The 17,050-nt window shown below is 60.7% G+C and carries 9 protein-coding genes and 1 CRISPR repeat array (1 of these 10 only partly in view); of the genes, 6 read left to right on the forward strand and 3 right to left on the reverse strand.

Features of this window, described 5'->3' with window-relative positions:
• Positions 1–277 precede the first annotated feature (277 nt).
• Together HNR62_RS00180 and btuC are read right to left on the reverse strand one after the other, a co-directional pair.
• The gene (locus tag HNR62_RS00180) at positions 278–1,036 is read right to left on the reverse strand and encodes a vitamin B12 ABC transporter ATP-binding protein BtuD (RefSeq protein WP_204794080.1); all 759 of its coding nucleotides are present in this window, start codon (positions 1,034–1,036) and stop codon (positions 278–280) included.
• The gene (btuC, locus tag HNR62_RS00185; protein WP_204794245.1) at positions 1,029–2,030 is read right to left on the reverse strand and encodes a vitamin B12 ABC transporter permease BtuC; all 1,002 of its coding nucleotides are present in this window, start codon (positions 2,028–2,030) and stop codon (positions 1,029–1,031) included. Before btuC ends, HNR62_RS00180 begins: the two co-directional genes overlap by 8 nt.
• A 262-nt stretch (positions 2,031–2,292) precedes the next feature.
• Between btuC and msrA the strand changes: the two genes are divergently transcribed.
• Together msrA and msrB are read left to right on the forward strand one after the other, a co-directional pair.
• A complete protein-coding gene (gene msrA, locus HNR62_RS00190; RefSeq protein WP_204794081.1) occupies positions 2,293–2,907 on the forward strand; it encodes a peptide-methionine (S)-S-oxide reductase MsrA in 615 nt (204 codons plus the stop codon).
• 2 nt (positions 2,908–2,909) lie between these two features.
• A complete protein-coding gene (gene msrB / locus HNR62_RS00195) occupies positions 2,910–3,380 on the forward strand; it encodes a peptide-methionine (R)-S-oxide reductase MsrB (RefSeq protein WP_204794082.1) in 471 nt (156 codons plus the stop codon).
• A 454-nt stretch (positions 3,381–3,834) separates the two neighbouring features.
• On the opposite strand, the gene HNR62_RS00200 is transcribed toward msrB, so the two are convergent.
• A complete protein-coding gene (locus tag HNR62_RS00200) occupies positions 3,835–5,298 on the reverse strand; it encodes a RimK family protein (protein ID WP_204794083.1) in 1,464 nt (487 codons plus the stop codon).
• Positions 5,299–5,436: 138 nt separating this feature from the next.
• On the opposite strand from HNR62_RS00200, the gene rimI reads away from it, so the two are divergent.
• The 4 genes from rimI (at position 5,437) to HNR62_RS00220 (ending at position 10,816) form a co-directional block, all read left to right on the forward strand.
• Positions 5,437–6,543 carry a ribosomal protein S18-alanine N-acetyltransferase gene (rimI, locus tag HNR62_RS00205; RefSeq protein WP_204794084.1) on the forward strand — a complete coding sequence of 369 codons (1,107 nt, stop codon included), beginning with the start codon at positions 5,437–5,439 and terminating at the stop codon, positions 6,541–6,543.
• Between the two features lie 200 nt (positions 6,544–6,743).
• Entirely contained in the window at positions 6,744–7,214 is a 471-nt protein-coding gene (locus HNR62_RS00210; RefSeq protein WP_204794085.1) for a hypothetical protein, read from the forward strand.
• Between the two features lie 225 nt (positions 7,215–7,439).
• Entirely contained in the window at positions 7,440–9,350 is a 1,911-nt protein-coding gene (locus HNR62_RS00215) for a PhoX family protein (RefSeq protein WP_204794086.1), read from the forward strand.
• A 416-nt stretch (positions 9,351–9,766) separates the two neighbouring features.
• Complete coding sequence (locus HNR62_RS00220) at positions 9,767–10,816, forward strand: NADP(H)-dependent aldo-keto reductase (RefSeq protein ID WP_204794087.1); 1,050 nt, start codon at positions 9,767–9,769, stop codon at positions 10,814–10,816.
• Between the two features lie 23 nt (positions 10,817–10,839).
• Positions 10,840–17,050: direct repeats of the CRISPR family, unit length 29 nt; unit sequence CGGTTTATCCCCGTGCGTACGGGGAACGG; it runs 105 nt beyond the window's last position.

Raw genomic sequence — 17,050 nt, forward strand, 5'->3', positions numbered from 1 at the left:
AAAACGCGCCGGCGCAAACCTGCAGCGTAGGGTCGAATTTATTCGACCGAATTAACAATGCGTTAACACCCCCACCCCGCCTCCCCCTGGCGATAACCCACCGTCATACCTGTGTTTCCGCAGCCAAGGGGGAGGAGCAGTTCGGCGCCGAACTGTAGCCACAGCGCTGGTTTGCTCCCTCCCCTAAGCTTCAGAGTGATCAGAATAACGGCGGGGTGCAACGCAAGGGGAGGGTTGGGGAGGGGTTGCTGTAGGTCCTTTGCTTTAATCTCTGCTTTTACTCTTCCGGCAGCATGACTCGGCGACCGTCCTGCTCCAGCACCCGCACTTTGACCTCGAACACCTCGGCAATAAGCGCCGGGGTGATCACCTCGGGCGCCCCCCTCGCCGCCAGTGTGCCCCGGTGCAGGCACCAGATCTCGTCGCCATACTGGCAGGCCAGGTTGATGTCGTGAATGGAGGCCACTACCGCCAGCCCCTGCTCCGCATAACGGCGCAGCAGGCGCAGGGTGGCAAGCTGGTGATGCCAGTCCAGCCCGGCCAGGGGTTCGTCCAGCAGCAACAAACGGCCATCGGCGTTGATGAGCGGATCCACCTGCAGCAGGGTGCCGGCAATCAGCAGTCGCTGCTGCTCGCCGCCGGAAAGGGTATTCAACGGACGATCATAAAGCGGCTCCAGCCCCAGGGGCCCGGCCAGCCCGGCCATGACCCGGCACACCGCCTCGCTCATGCCGCCCAATGGCTCGGCCGACAGCGCCAGCAACTCGTAACCGCGCAGGCCGTGGGGCAGCACCGGCTGCTGAGCCAGCATGGCCCTGTGCCGGGCCAGCTCGTGCAGACTGAAACCCGACAAAACCTGGCCCGCCAGCCGTACCTGCCCCTTGCCGTCGCTGTCACTCAGGCCCGCCGCCCCGGCCAGCAGGCTGGACTTGCCGCTGCCGTTGGGGCCGATCAGCAGAGTCAGCCGACCCGCCACAAATTCGCCGCTGACGGGGCCGACCCGCCGGGCCTGGATAAAGTGCTCGAGTTCAAGCATGACGACGTACCAGCAACCAGATGAACACCGGCGCCCCCAGGCTGGCGGTCACGGCGCCAATGGGCAGCTCGCCCACCGTCAGCGCCGTGCGCGCCGCCACATCGGCCAGGGTGAGCACCAGGCCTCCGGCCAGCATGGAGGCGGGTAACAGAAAGCGCTGCTTGCCCCCGACCAGCAGACGCAGCAGGTGCGGCACCACCAGGCCAACGAAGCCGATGGGACCGGCCATGGCAACGCCGAAGGCGGTGAGCAGACACACCGCCAGCACCAGCCGGGGTTGCAACCGGCGCACATTCAGCCCCAGCAGCCGGGCCTGATGTTCACCCAGCGCCAGCACGTCGAGCCGCCGGCCCTGGCGCACCAGCCAGATCAGGGTCACCAGCGCCGGCAGCCACCACCACAGCGACAGCGGCTGGCCGTGGCCCAGGCTACCCATCATCCAGAACAGAAAGCTGCGCAGCGAGGCATCATCGGCCAGATACAGCAGCCAGGTCAGCACCGCATTGGCGAGAATACCCACCGCCACCCCGAACAACAGCAAGGTCCCCGGTCCCAGTCGGCGCCGCGACAGAGCCAGCAGCAATAGGGTGACCAGCAAAGCACCGACGAAGGCGGCCAGCGACAGACTCCAGTACGGCAGTGACCAGCCCAGATGCACCGACAGCGACAACGTCAAAACCGCCGCCAGGCTGGCCCCGCTGGAAATGCCGATCAGCCCCGGCTCGGCCAGGGGGTTGTGCAACAACACCTGCAACACGGCCCCGCACAGGGCCAGACTGGCCCCCACCAGCACCGCCAGCAGGGTACGCGGCAGCCGCAAGTGCCAGAACACCTGCTGTTCCAGCCTGGAAACCGGCTGCCACAAGGCCTCTATGCCCACGCCCACCGCACCCAGCTGCAGGCTGAGCAACATGGCCGCCACCAGTGCCAGCCCCAGCCCCACCAGCCAGTAGCGGTATTTGCGTTGTTGTTGTTCAAAGAGTGTCGCCAGCATCATGATTCCGACATTCGGCACAAAGGCGCATAGACTAGCAGGATGGTAAAAGCAGCAACAGTAAAAACCTAGGGCCGGCCGTGCTTTCGCCATACAGATGAAGTGGTTAGCTCGGGTCCCGTACAGCACAGACGCATGATGCACCAGAGCCGGCAGCATAAACCGCTTTGCTCCCGAGCAAGCCGCGGCAGAAGCCGCAAGGTCGTTTAGCCTGGCTGCCGGCTGTGGTAACGTAGCCTTGTTACCCATGAGGAGAAATGTGATGACGGATTCTGTACTGAGCCTGCTACCCGGTGACTTTCCCGATGCCGACGACAGTGCCTTGCCGAACACAGGCGTGCACCGGCTGGTGCTGGCCGGCGGCTGCTTCTGGTGCACCGAGGCGGTGTATCGCCAGCTGAACGGGGTGCTGAACGTGATCTCCGGCTATACGGGCGGCACGGCCGACACCGCCAACTACGATGCAGTGTGCAGTGGCACCACCGATCATGCGGAAGCCATCGCTATCGAGTACGACAGCGCCGTCATCGGCCCCGGTGCCCTGCTGAAGGTGTTTTTCGGCATCGCCCACGATCCGACCCAGCTCAATCGTCAGGGTCACGATCTCGGGCGCCAGTATCGCTCGACAGTGTTTTATCAAAATGACGCCGAACGCCAGCTGGTGGCAGACTACATCGCCTTACTGGAGCAAAATGGCGTGTTTCGGGCGCCCATCGTCACCACCCTGGAGCCGTTGACCACCTTTTATCCGGCAGAGACCTATCATCAGAACTATGCGGCAGCTAACCCCAACCAGCCCTATATCGCCGCCGTTGCCCAGCCCAAGGTGGCCAAGGTGCAGCATTTCTTCAAACATCAGCTGAAAAAGGAGTGGTAATCATGGCACAAACTCCCAGTCCCTATGATCTGAGCCCCCCCACCGACGAGCAGTTGCAGCAGCTGGCCGAGCCACTGAGTGCGGACGAAAAACGGATTTTGCTGAGTCAGGGAACGGAAGCCCCCTTCTGCGGCGGCCTGCTCGATAACCACCAGCAAGGCAGCTACGTCTGCAAGCTGTGCGCCCTGCCGCTGTTCTCTTCCGCCTGCAAGTTCGAGTCCGGCTCCGGCTGGCCCAGTTTTTATGCGCCCTATCATCCGGATCATATTCTGGAGCTGGCGGATGACAGCCACGGCATGCGCCGGGTAGAAATTCGCTGTCGCCGCTGCGACGGCCACATAGGCCACGTGTTTCCCGACGGTCCCGCGCCCACCGGCCTGCGCTATTGCCTGAACTCGGCCTCGCTCGACTTCTGTGCCGACGGCGAGCCCAAGCCGGACCCGCTGCGCCGCGGCGAGCGGGATTTTTTGTAAACGCTCGATTGCACCGTCGGCGCCGAACTGCTCCTCTCCCTAGGCTGCGGCGATACGGGCATAACGGCGGATGTTCGCCAGAGGGAGGCTGGGAGGGGTGTCGTCACGGCCTGGCAGAATAACCCCTCCCCAGCCCTCCCCTTGCGTTGCACTCCGCTGTTATTCTGATGATACCGAGGCCAAGGGGAGGGAGCGGTATGGCGCCGTGTTCAAAGATCGGCGCCGAGCTTGCCCCTCCCCCTTGGCTGCGGCGATACGGGCATAACGGCGGATGTTCGCCAGGGGGAGGCTGGGAGGGGGTGTCGGGAGGGAGTGCCGTAGGTTGGCGATGAGCGAAGCGAATCCCAACGTTCAACAGCCAGCCTCATGTTGGAATTCGCTGTGCTCATTCACAACCTACAGCCCTGACTTGCGTCAGGATGACGATCAGAGTGCGAGGTTGGGGTTAACAGCCTCAGCTCGCCTCGAACCGCCGCACAAAATCTGCTATCACCATGTCGTAGAGCTTGTCTTTCAAAAACACGTCCTCCACGCCGTGGTCGATATTGGGATTGTCGTTCACCTCTATTACCGCCACCCGGCCCTTGCCTTCCTTGATGTCCACCCCGTAAAGACCGTCGCCGATGGGCTTGACCGCCTTGAGCGCGGCGCCGATCACCGCCTTGGGCGCCTCGAAGGTGGGCAGGGTCACAAAACTGCCGGAGTCCGCTTCCTTGCCGCCATCATTGTGGCGGTAGATCTGCCAATGGCCTTTTACCATAAAGTACTTGCAGGCGAAGATGGGCTGATGGTTAAGCACCCCGATGCGCCAGTCGAATTCGGTAAAGAAATATTCCTGGGCCAGCACCAGTGCCGAGGCATTGCGCAAGGTGGCCAGCGTCTCTATCAGCGCCGCCCTGTCCGCCACCCGGTAAACCCCGCGAGAAAAGGCGCCATCCGGGATCTTGAGCACCAGCGGATAGCCCAGCTCCTGCTCCAGCCAGCTGACGGCTTCTTTCTCTTTCGGGTTCACCATCAGCGTCTTGGGGGTGGGCACGCCGTGCTTGGTAAAGCTCTCGGCCAGAAACACCTTGTTGGCGCAGCGCAGAATGGACGTCGGCGAGTCGATCACCACCAGCCCTTCGTGCTCGGCCTTCTGGGCGAAGCGAAAGGTATGATGATCGATGGCGGTGGTTTCCCGGATAAAGAGTCCGTCGTATTCCGCCAGCCGCTGATAATCCTTGCGGGTGATCAGCTCCACATTGACCCCGGCCCGCTCGCCGGCCTTGACGAAACGCTTGAGCGCCTTGGGATCGGAAGGCGGCAGCGCTTCGTCCGGATTGACCAACATCGCCAGATCGTAACGGTAACGTTTGGTGGCCTTGGGCTTGCGCCAGATGATGCGGGAATAGGCTTCCAGCGCCTCGGCAAAGCGGTCTTCCTCCTCGCCCTGCAGTTCCCGGGGCGACAGGGTGGCCAGCCCGGTCAGCTCCCAGCGCGCACGCTTCCTGAAGGTCAGCTCCAGCACGGGGCAAGGCAGCCGCTCGAACAGCTCGCGGCACAGCGGCTCCAGACCCGGCTCGGTCACCTGGCCGAAGTAGCTTTTCAGCCTGATCTGTTTCACCTCGTCATCGGTCACCAGAGACGCCAGCGTGTCGGCCACCCCATCAAAACCGAAGGCAAACAGCCCCTTGTTACGCAGGTTGTTGAGCGTGGCCACAGAGGGAATAACATGCTGGCCCCGGGCTTCCGCCAGCAGCGAGCAGTAATAGCCATTGGACAGATACTTGCCGGTCTTGCACAGGTTGATCACCCGGGTGCGGGGCGTATTTTTGGCCGGTGCCTGCTTGAGGTAGGTTTGAAAGTCGACCAGGTTTTCGCTGGGAAAATACGGCGCCCAGGCGCTGAGTTCATCCACCACCAGAACAAGTTGAGTCATGGGATAATCCGTTAGAGTTGCAGCCGCGAGATAAGGCTTACTCTATACGCAAATGACCGCCGGCATGGTGAAATTTTCTCGCGGCCAATATCAAATTGTCGTATGTTGAAGGCTTCCGAAATACCCTGTCGGTGACCTATGTCCGCCCCCCTCGTCCGCCCCGCCCTCAAGTCCGAACTGAACGCACTGGTGGCGCTTGAAGAACGCTGTTTCAGTCAGGACAGGATCAGCCGGCGCAGCCTGCAGCGCTTTATCGAACACCCGCAAGACAAACTGCTGGTGGCCGAGCAGAACCGGCAATTGCTGGGCTATATTCTGGTGCTGTTTCGCCGCAATACCCGCCTGGCACGGGTCTATTCCATCGCGGTGGCGCCGGACGCCCGCGGCCTGGGACTGGGCCAGGCACTGATGAACGCCGCCGAGACCTGCGCCCGGGAACAGGGCGCCGTGTTCATGCGCCTGGAGGTGCGGGCCGACAATGTGTCGGCGCAAAACCTCTATCAGCGCCTGGGTTACCGCCAGTTCGGGATCTACCACGACTATTACGACGATCACCAAATTGCCCTGCGCTACCAGAAACGGGTGCATCACTATCATCCGCACAGCGGCAGCAAGGAGGTGCCCTACTATCGCCAGACCACCGACTTTACCTGCGGCCCGGCCTCGCTGATGATGGCGGTGAGCGCCCTCAACCCGGACTACCAACCGGAAATAGACGAAGAGCTGCAACTGTGGCGCGAGGCCACCACCATTTTCATGACCAGCGGCCACGGCGGCTGCGGCCCCCACGGCCTGGCACTGGCCGCCCACCGACGCGGTTTCAGGGTGGCCCTGACCCTGAATCAGACCGGGCCGCTGTTTATCAGTGGCGTCCGCACCGCCGACAAGAAGCAGATACTGGAGCGGGTGCATCAGCAGTTTCTGGCCCAGATGAAGGAGCTGAACATTGAACCCGAATACGGCCACTTTACCCTGGCGCAGCTGGAACAGGGCCTGAGCCGGGGCGGACTGCCGCTGGTGTTGATCAGCACCTATCATCTGGACGGTCGCAAGGCGCCCCACTGGGTACTGGTATGCGCCATCGACAAGGAGTTTGTCTATATCCACGACCCGGATATCGACGAAGCCGCCGGCGAAAGCCCGGTCGACAAACAGTATCTGCCGATAGAACGCCGCCGCTTCGATCGGCTGGCCCGCTATGGCCGGCAGGGTTTGCGTACCCTGGTCTGGCTGTTCAGGGACTAAAAACCCGTCAACGGTCAAAATCTGTCGGTCACGGCGGGTCGCCTGTAAACCGGTAACAAACAAAACCAATGCTAAACAATGACTTACGTTATTTCATTCCTATCAGGCTCAAACATAACCCATCCAATATCGCTTCCCTTGTTGCAGAACCTTTGTATAGTCAGGTCAAGTTATAAACAGTCTGAGAGAGAGTCTGTATCATGTTGAAAAAACAAATTATCGCCCTTGGCCTGCTGCCGATGATGTTGGCTGCCACCCCGGCCCTGGCCGGAGAAACCCTCAGTACCATTATCGGCGGCGGGGCCGGTGGCGCGGCCGGTGCCCTGCTGGGCAAACAGATGGGCGGTGATACCGGCGCCCTGGTGGGGGCCGCCCTGGGCGGTGCTGCCGGGGGTGCCGCCACCGCCAACAGAGGCAACAAGAACGAAGCCGCCCTGGGCGGTGCCGTGGGTGCCCTGGGGGGTGCCGCGCTGGGCAAGAACCTAGCCGGTGATACAGGCCAGCTGATTGGTGCCGGCATCGGCGGCGGTGCCGGCTCGGCCCTGGGCGCCAAGTCCGGTGACGGCCACCGTGAGAAAGAAGTGCATCACTACTATCACGACAAGCGTTACAATAAGCACAAGCATAAACACAAGCGCAAGCATCGCCACGATCATGACTGGGACGATTGATCGACCCTGAATCGAACAGGCCCGCCATGCAGCGGGCCTTTTCGTTTATATCACCCGCCCCCCGCTCGCATGGGCGGTATTGAAGTGATAGTTCGTATCGGCGCTCTCCATTCGTACTGTCACCTCCCCGTCATCTCGCTGTTACCAAACTGCCATTATTGACCGCTACCCTAGGCTGCATTATTGAAGTGGTCATAATCCCATGTAAACAAAGGATAAATTATAATGAGCCAGTTTGAACGGAAGGATGAACAGAATCACCCCCGCACTCAGGTGCCCGAGTTTACCCAGATGGTTGAACAGAGCCTGAGCCGCCGCCGCTTTTTGGGCGGTGCCGCCGCCCTGGGTGCCGTGGCTTTCTTCAGCGCCTCTCCGGTCTCCCGCGCCATCGCCGCCGCCACCGGCAACAGCCCGCTGCTGGGCTTCAAGGCCGTGCCTGCCAGCACCGCAGACACCATAGTGGTGCCCGAAGGCTACCAGGTAGAACGCCTGATCTCCTGGGGTGATCCCCTGTTCTCCGGCGTGGCCGAATTCAAGGACAAGGGTGGCAACACCGCCGCCGATCAGGCCAAGCAGTTCGGCGACAACAACGACGGCATGAGCTTCTTCCCGGTTGACGACAACACCGCCATCCTGGCCATCAACAACGAATACTGCAACTACGAAATCATGTTCCCCCACCAGGGAAAAAACATGAGTGCGGAAGACGTCAAGTGCGCCCAGGCCGCCCACGGGGTGTCCGTTCTTACCATCAAAAAACAGGCCGATGGCTGGCGCGTTGAAAAAGACGGCAAGTATAACCGCCGCATCGACGCCAACACCCCCATGGCCATCAGCGGCCCGGCCAAGGGCCACCCCCTGCTGCAAACCGCCGCCGATCCCAAGGGCGAACTGGCGCTGGGCACCATAAACAACTGCGCCAACGGCATGACCCCCTGGGGCACCTACCTCACCTGTGAGGAAAACGTCAACAAGTACTTCGGAACCCGCGAGCAGATCGAGATCTCCCCGGCCCTGGCCCGCTACGGCATGGCCGCCGAAGATGCCGGCTTCCTGTGGAACAGGTTTGACCCGCGCTTCGACCTGGCCAAGAACCCCAACGAACCCAACCGCTTCGGCTGGGTGGTGGAGATAGATCCGAAAGACCCCACCTCCACCCCCATCAAGCGTACCGCCCTGGGCCGCTTCAAGCACGAAAACGCCGAGCTGGTGATCGACAAGGACGGCCATGTGGTGGTGTACCTGGGCGACGACGAGCGCGGTGAACACCTGTATCGCTTTGTCAGCAAAGGCAAATACAACCCCAACGACCAGGCGGCCAACCGCGAACTGCTGGATGAAGGCACCCTCTATGTGGCCAAGTTCCACGCAGGCCAGGACGGCGAGCTGAAAGGCAAGGGCGAGTGGATTGAGCTAAGCCATGGCAAGAACGGCCTGACCAAAGAGAACGGCTTTGCCAGCCAGGCAGAGATACTGATCCACGCCCGCCTGGCCGCCACCCAGGTGGGTGCCACCACCATGGACAGACCCGAGTGGGTAGCGGCTCATCCCCATGAGCCGGTGGTGTTCTGTACCCTCACCAACAACAAGAACCGGGGCGTGAAAGACAACCAGCCGGTGGGCGGCCCCAACCCCCGCGCCGAAAACCACTACGGCCAGATCGTGCGCTGGCGCCCGACCGGTGGCAGCCACACCGCCGCCGGTTTCGACTGGGATCTGTTTGTGCTGGCCGGTAACCCCACAGTGCACGGCGAAGGCCTGTATGCCGGCTCCGCCAATATCAATGCCGACAACATGTTCAACAGCCCGGACGGCATCGGCTTTGACCAGGGCGGCCGCCTGTGGATCCAGACCGACGGCAAGTACTCCAACGAGGGCGATTTCGCCGGCCAGGGCAACAACCAGATGCTGTGTGCCGACCCGGACAGCGGCGAAATCCGCCGCTTCCTCACCGGCCCCATCGCCTGTGAAATCACCGGCCTGGCCTTCAGCCCGGATCAGAAGACCCTGTTCGTCGGTGTGCAGCATCCGGGCGAAGATCTGGTCGGCTCCCACTTCCCCATGGGCGGCGACAGCACCCCCCGCTCCAGCGTCATGATCATCACCCGGGAAGACGGCGGCATTATCGGCGCCTGATAAATCACCGGGACTCGGGATTCGGGATTCGGGATTCGGGATTCGGGATTCGGGATTCGGAAAATTGTAGGCCGGGAGTTATCCGGCCTACAAAATACCGTCACTCCGGCGAAGGCCGGAGTCCATCTCACAAACTTCATCAAACCAACAGACCCCACCCCATTCGTAAATCGAATTCATTCGACCAATGCCGTCATTCCGGCGAAGGCCGGAGTCCCTCTCACATACATCATCAAACCAACAGACCCCTCTCCGTTCGTAAATCGAATTCATTCAACCCATGCCGTTGCACTGCGGCTGACCTGGTCCATTAAAATGGTTCCTGCAACAGGCCGCCGTGTTGGTGTCTCTGGTGAGACCGGGCCGATATGTTACCCTGAGGAAAGAAGACATAAATGACCTTAAAAGGAACCGTCATGCACTATCGCACACTCGGCCATACCGACATCAAGGTGAGCCTGATTGGCCTGGGCACCATGACCTGGGGTGAACAGAATACCGAAACCGAAGCCCACGCCCAGCTGGACATGGCGCTGGATCACGGCATCAACCTGATCGACACCGCCGAGATGTATCCCATTCCGCCCCGAGAACACACCCGGGGCGACACCGAAACCATGATTGGCAACTGGCTGACCGCTCGCGGCAAGCGTGACGACCTGATCCTGGCCACCAAGGCGGTGGGACCGTCACGCGATCCGGTGCGCCCCTCCTACTTTCGCGACGGCAAGGCCTGCCTCGACAGAGCCAACCTGATTGAAGCGGTCAACGACAGCCTGCGTCGACTCAAAACCGACTACATCGACCTCTATCAGCTGCACTGGCCGGACCGCAGCGCCAACTACTTCGGCAAGCTGGGACTGGATCGGCTGGAGCAGGAAGAAACCGTCCCCATCGAGGAAACCCTGCGCGCGCTGGAAGAACTGGTAAAAAGCGGTAAAATCCGCCAGATTGGCGTGTCCAACGAAACCCCCTGGGGCCTGCACCAGTACCTGAAACTGTCCGAACAGGCCGGTCTGCCGCGCATCGTCAGCATCCAGAATCCCTACAACCTGCTCAACCGCAGCTATGAAGTGGGCCTGTCCGAATTCAGCCTGCGCGAACAGGTGGGCCTGCTGGCCTATTCCCCGCTGGCCTTCGGCATGCTGACCGGAAAGTATGAAAACAACGCCCGCCCCGCCGGCGCCCGCCTGACCCTGTACAACCGTTTTCAGCGCTACCTCAACCCCCGCGCCCAGCAAGCCAGCGCCGGCTACGTGGCCCTGGCCCGGGAGCACAACCTCAGCCCGGCGCAACTGGCCCAGGCCTTTGTGAACAGCCGCCCCTTCGTGACCAGCAACCTGATTGGCGCCACCAACCTGACCCAGCTGAAAGAAAATATCGACAGCGTAAACCTCACCCTGAGCCCGGAACTGCTGGCTGCGATTGAAGAACTGCATTTGCAGATACCCAACCCGGCGGTTTGAGCTCATTTTCCCGATAGGAGAAGCGGTTTATCCCCGTGCGTACGGGGAACGGCCCGCCTGAACGAAGGTGGCTTCCCTGTGCACCGGTTTATCCCCGTGCGTACGGGGAACGGTGCTGCTTAGCACCACGGCGGGTAGTAGGCTGCGGTTTATCCCCGTGCGTACGGGGAACGGGGTGTGTGTGCGTGCCATGTAGGTTACCGCCAGCGGTTTATCCCCGTGCGTACGGGGAACGGGCGGTCAACTTCAGCGGTACGCTTATCATCGGCGGTTTATCCCCGTGCGTACGGGGAACGGACCGGTTTGTGCTGGCGCTTGTTGGCCTTGACCGGTTTATCCCCGTGCGTACGGGGAACGGGGCCCCGCGACCCCGAGAGACGAGGGAGAGAGCGGTTTATCCCCGTGCGTACGGGGAACGGTTACCGGCCATGCCTGCAGCTATCAAAGCAGCCGGTTTATCCCCGTGCGTACGGGGAACGGCTCTTGCAGTAGGTCAGGGGCTGGCTCTTATCCGGTTTATCCCCGTGCGTACGGGGAACGGTATCACTAACCTGGGGGTTCTTGATACTCAACCGGTTTATCCCCGTGCGTACGGGGAACGGGCAGAGTGCTCTCGCATCGTTTTATCGATGTGCGGTTTATCCCCGTGCGTACGGGGAACGGAGCTTTCGCCAGATTCTGCAGGCTGGCGGTGCCGGTTTATCCCCGTGCGTACGGGGAACGGTCTATCAACCAGTCGGCGGAGCAGCCCAGTACCGGTTTATCCCCGTGCGTACGGGGAACGGTCGATAACGTCGATCTTGTGAGCTACATCAAACGGTTTATCCCCGTGCGTACGGGGAACGGAAGTGGTAAAAGATCTGTTACCGGACGCAGATCGGTTTATCCCCGTGCGTACGGGGAACGGTTGAAGCGTTCAAGGATCGGCGATTCAAGTACCGGTTTATCCCCGTGCGTACGGGGAACGGTTCTTGGCCTGCGTCCTTAGTCTTGTGTTAGGCGGTTTATCCCCGTGCGTACGGGGAACGGCCCAGCCAGCTCGGCAATACTGAAGCTGATCGCGGTTTATCCCCGTGCGTACGGGGAACGGCTGGTTAAGCAGTTTTTCCCGCATGTGACCACCGGTTTATCCCCGTGCGTACGGGGAACGGGACTGCAACGAAATGGAAAGCCTGCGCGCCACCGGTTTATCCCCGTGCGTACGGGGAACGGCCCAGCAGCGGCACCCACATATGGTTCCCGGCCGGTTTATCCCCGTGCGTACGGGGAACGGCTGGACGGGGTGGAAATATAGGTCTGCCGCCACGGTTTATCCCCGTGCGTACGGGGAACGGGACAGTATCACCGAGCACGATCTTGCTAATGGCGGTTTATCCCCGTGCGTACGGGGAACGGAGGTCGAGCACATACCCCTTGGTGCGGCCGATCGGTTTATCCCCGTGCGTACGGGGAACGGCACTACTACATCAGTGTATGGGACGGTTGCGCCGGTTTATCCCCGTGCGTACGGGGAACGGTCAATGGCGCCTGCCGTACTACTAAATGTAACCGGTTTATCCCCGTGCGTACGGGGAACGGTAGCTGGCCGGTCTTCTGGCACCGTGCGATCACGGTTTATCCCCGTGCGTACGGGGAACGGTCACCCACTTCAACTATGGCCGGGTCTGCAATCGGTTTATCCCCGTGCGTACGGGGAACGGTTGAAGTTCTGAATCTGATTATGTGCCAGATACGGTTTATCCCCGTGCGTACGGGGAACGGAACAACGGCACCCACATATGATTTCCTGCCTTCGGTTTATCCCCGTGCGTACGGGGAACGGTTAGACAAGGTATTCCTCCCTGAACTCATGGTCGGTTTATCCCCGTGCGTACGGGGAACGGGTCTCCATGGAAGCCGGTACTGACAGTTATAACGGTTTATCCCCGTGCGTACGGGGAACGGTGATTGACCACGTTCACTAGGCCGTCTAAAAACGGTTTATCCCCGTGCGTACGGGGAACGGTTGAAGTTCTGAATCTGATTATGTGCCAGATACGGTTTATCCCCGTGCGTACGGGGAACGGCGCAACTGCTGAATCAAGCCGGTGCCGCTGGACGGTTTATCCCCGTGCGTACGGGGAACGGCTGTGACACTGCACTTGCAGTACCCCAGTCAGCGGTTTATCCCCGTGCGTACGGGGAACGGATCGTCCCAGGTCACTGAATCAGTAAAAAATGCGGTTTATCCCCGTGCGTACGGGGAACGGGATTTAATCAAGTTTCGTCAGGCAGTATGTACCGGTTTATCCCCGTGCGTACGGGGAACGGGCGCACATCCCCCGCGCCGCCCTGGCCGATTGCGGTTTATCCCCGTGCGTACGGGGAACGGACGGAACACCATGCCAGTAAGAACGCCGCGACCGGTTTATCCCCGTGCGTACGGGGAACGGTGGGACTGGACCCGCTCACCCGGATCCGAATGCGGTTTATCCCCGTGCGTACGGGGAACGGTCTTTGCGTCCCATAACAAGCTCCTTTTGTGGCGGTTTATCCCCGTGCGTACGGGGAACGGTTTGATACGCCGATATTATCCAGCGTTGCGGGCGGTTTATCCCCGTGCGTACGGGGAACGGCTCTTTGGCAGCGGTAATCGGCACGTTCTGACCGGTTTATCCCCGTGCGTACGGGGAACGGCGTGGGGGTTGTGGATGATGGCATCATTGGGCCGGTTTATCCCCGTGCGTACGGGGAACGGACCCTGATGGCCGCTAGGTTGACCGTCAACGACGGTTTATCCCCGTGCGTACGGGGAACGGGCCCCAGTCGCTCAGAATGACAGATGCGCCGCCGGTTTATCCCCGTGCGTACGGGGAACGGCCACTCTGGATGCGCGTCGATGATATTTAATGCGGTTTATCCCCGTGCGTACGGGGAACGGTACGCGAACAAGCCACGGGTTTTAATCTTGCACGGTTTATCCCCGTGCGTACGGGGAACGGATCACCTTGGCGACGATACCGACCACAGCTAGCGGTTTATCCCCGTGCGTACGGGGAACGGTTTCTTTTCTTCTTCTTCCTCGTCCTCAGACTCGGTTTATCCCCGTGCGTACGGGGAACGGTGCATCCGCCGCTTGGCTACATCGTTGTTGAGCGGTTTATCCCCGTGCGTACGGGGAACGGATTTTGGAGTTGGACGGCACACAGCGTCGGCACGGTTTATCCCCGTGCGTACGGGGAACGGTCCATAATATCAGCATCGGCGGTGTATTCGGGCGGTTTATCCCCGTGCGTACGGGGAACGGGGTATGACATACACACCCAGGCGCAATGCGGCCGGTTTATCCCCGTGCGTACGGGGAACGGTAGTGCCGCCTCGTATCGCGATCGCACTGTTTCGGTTTATCCCCGTGCGTACGGGGAACGGTTGCCAGCAGCATCACAGGTCACTTGCAGCGCCGGTTTATCCCCGTGCGTACGGGGAACGGTTGCCAGCAGCATCACAGGTCACTTGCAGCGCCGGTTTATCCCCGTGCGTACGGGGAACGGGGGCGATTGACCGCCAGCCGGGTCACTGGACGCGGTTTATCCCCGTGCGTACGGGGAACGGTCGATTAGCGGGTTATCGGAGCCTTTTCTATCCGGTTTATCCCCGTGCGTACGGGGAACGGTCAACCGTTACGCCTTTCACCTGGCGCTGGTACGGTTTATCCCCGTGCGTACGGGGAACGGTGCGTCAACTTCATTCCACTCTAAATAACGAGCGGTTTATCCCCGTGCGTACGGGGAACGGCTTTTCTTGATGACTCTTCATTTTTTCGCTCCTGGTTTATCCCCGTGCGTACGGGGAACGGTGAGCAACCTGAATCCAGATCAAATCAAGCACCGGTTTATCCCCGTGCGTACGGGGAACGGGAGCCAAGAGATTGACGACGAACAAGGTGATGCGGTTTATCCCCGTGCGTACGGGGAACGGCATGTGGGCGTATTGTCGCCTGGGGCCGTACACGGTTTATCCCCGTGCGTACGGGGAACGGCGTAGGTGGTGGCGCTCAGGTCGCCATATTGCGCGGTTTATCCCCGTGCGTACGGGGAACGGTAGATCTTGCGGGTGAGAAATAATACAAGCAACGGTTTATCCCCGTGCGTACGGGGAACGGAAAATAAACTCCAGTTTCGGCGCAAAGTCACCCGGTTTATCCCCGTGCGTACGGGGAACGGTCTTGATAGGGAGTAACACCATGAAAACCGAACGGTTTATCCCCGTGCGTACGGGGAACGGAGAAACATGGTTATGCAGCGCGACCTGATGATCGGTTTATCCCCGTGCGTACGGGGAACGGTGTTCTATCGATGCAAGAGCCATGCGCCCGCGCGGTTTATCCCCGTGCGTACGGGGAACGGAAATAATGAATGTGCTCACCTGGCCGGAAGTGCGGTTTATCCCCGTGCGTACGGGGAACGGCTTGACGGCCTTAATGTTGTCAGTGAGTGCGCCGGTTTATCCCCGTGCGTACGGGGAACGGGTACCGTTACGGGTAGCCCGTTGCACCGCCATCGGTTTATCCCCGTGCGTACGGGGAACGGACGACCCTTGGCACTGCTGAGACTACATCGTGCGGTTTATCCCCGTGCGTACGGGGAACGGGTAGCGCCGCCAACCAGCGTGTAAAACTCCGGCGGTTTATCCCCGTGCGTACGGGGAACGGTACTCGGTAGGCGACCATGGTAAGCCAGACTGCGGTTTATCCCCGTGCGTACGGGGAACGGGGCTGACTGGTGACGACGTATAAATTGACCGGCGGTTTATCCCCGTGCGTACGGGGAACGGGCCTCGAACCAGTTGACGCAGATAATGATGCTCGGTTTATCCCCGTGCGTACGGGGAACGGATCACCATGAGATCGGTGGCTTCATCCAGTACCGGTTTATCCCCGTGCGTACGGGGAACGGGACGTGCGCGCCCTGTTCAACCACGACCCCAACGGTTTATCCCCGTGCGTACGGGGAACGGGTTCAGCTACAAAACCGCCGTGAGTGATATCACGGTTTATCCCCGTGCGTACGGGGAACGGCGGCGCAGCGTGGCCTGCACATCCTTTACACCCGGTTTATCCCCGTGCGTACGGGGAACGGGGCCACCGACTGCATGGCGGCGGCGTCGGGTGACGGTTTATCCCCGTGCGTACGGGGAACGGCATCAATGTCGCTGATACCCGACTCACCCGTGCGGTTTATCCCCGTGCGTACGGGGAACGGTCTGGTGCAGACTCTAGCTCCTTCAGGGCTAACGGTTTATCCCCGTGCGTACGGGGAACGGGGTTTTATAGGGAAGTGCTGGTTGACCTGGGCCGGTTTATCCCCGTGCGTACGGGGAACGGCACTGCTATTAAAGACGCTGTTCTGGCTGACGCGGTTTATCCCCGTGCGTACGGGGAACGGTGAATGGTTCCGGCGGTAATTTCCTTCTTTTTCGGTTTATCCCCGTGCGTACGGGGAACGGGTGTTAAGCAAGATACGGTCATGGCCAAAGGGCGGTTTATCCCCGTGCGTACGGGGAACGGGCGGGTTGCCCTGGCTGGCGTGTTTATCGCTACGGTTTATCCCCGTGCGTACGGGGAACGGTTTTTGTTGCAATGTCACAAAGTGCTGACTACCGGTTTATCCCCGTGCGTACGGGGAACGGATAGCTATATCGATGCCGAGGGCGAGCAGGCGCGGTTTATCCCCGTGCGTACGGGGAACGGACGCTGATAGAAGTGCTATAACTCCCCTCAAACGGTTTATCCCCGTGCGTACGGGGAACGGGGTGCCATGTGCTCGGCGTAGCGTATGCCGTGCGGTTTATCCCCGTGCGTACGGGGAACGGTGTTGTGAGGTCTAAATAATGCCTGCACCGTACGGTTTATCCCCGTGCGTACGGGGAACGGGTTGGGCATCTTGCCGCTGCCGGTTACATCCGCGGTTTATCCCCGTGCGTACGGGGAACGGACCGAACTCCCCGCCTTGACCGAGCAAGTCAGCGGTTTATCCCCGTGCGTACGGGGAACGGATTAGTGCATCCAGTGCGTCCGCTACTGTGTGCGGTTTATCCCCGTGCGTACGGGGAACGGGGATTTTACCCTGGGCAAATCGAATTCGACACCCGGTTTATCCCCGTGCGTACGGGGAACGGATCGCCGCTATGGCAAGCTGAGCCTTGCAGAGCGGTTTATCCCCGTGCGTACGGGGAACGGGGTAACCAGGTTGTTTT

It is taken from the genome of Oceanisphaera litoralis, from assembly GCF_016907015.1.
GTDB classification, from domain to species: Bacteria; Pseudomonadota; Gammaproteobacteria; order Enterobacterales; family Aeromonadaceae; genus Oceanimonas; species Oceanimonas litoralis.

Coding starts and splice junctions, on each gene's coding strand:
- HNR62_RS00180 (WP_204794080.1), bottom strand. CDS start 1,036: ATGCTTGAACTCGAGCACTTTATCCAGGCCCGGCGGGTCGGCCCCGTC.
- HNR62_RS00200 (WP_204794083.1), bottom strand. CDS start 5,298: ATGACTCAACTTGTTCTGGTGGTGGATGAACTCAGCGCCTGGGCGCCG.
- btuC (WP_204794245.1), bottom strand. CDS start 2,030: ATGCTGGCGACACTCTTTGAACAACAACAACGCAAATACCGCTACTGG.
- HNR62_RS00210 (WP_204794085.1), top strand. CDS start 6,744: ATGTTGAAAAAACAAATTATCGCCCTTGGCCTGCTGCCGATGATGTTG.
- HNR62_RS00220 (WP_204794087.1), top strand. CDS start 9,767: ATGCACTATCGCACACTCGGCCATACCGACATCAAGGTGAGCCTGATT.
- msrA (WP_204794081.1), top strand. CDS start 2,293: ATGACGGATTCTGTACTGAGCCTGCTACCCGGTGACTTTCCCGATGCC.
- rimI (WP_204794084.1), top strand. CDS start 5,437: ATGTCCGCCCCCCTCGTCCGCCCCGCCCTCAAGTCCGAACTGAACGCA.
- HNR62_RS00215 (WP_204794086.1), top strand. CDS start 7,440: ATGAGCCAGTTTGAACGGAAGGATGAACAGAATCACCCCCGCACTCAG.
- msrB (WP_204794082.1), top strand. CDS start 2,910: ATGGCACAAACTCCCAGTCCCTATGATCTGAGCCCCCCCACCGACGAG.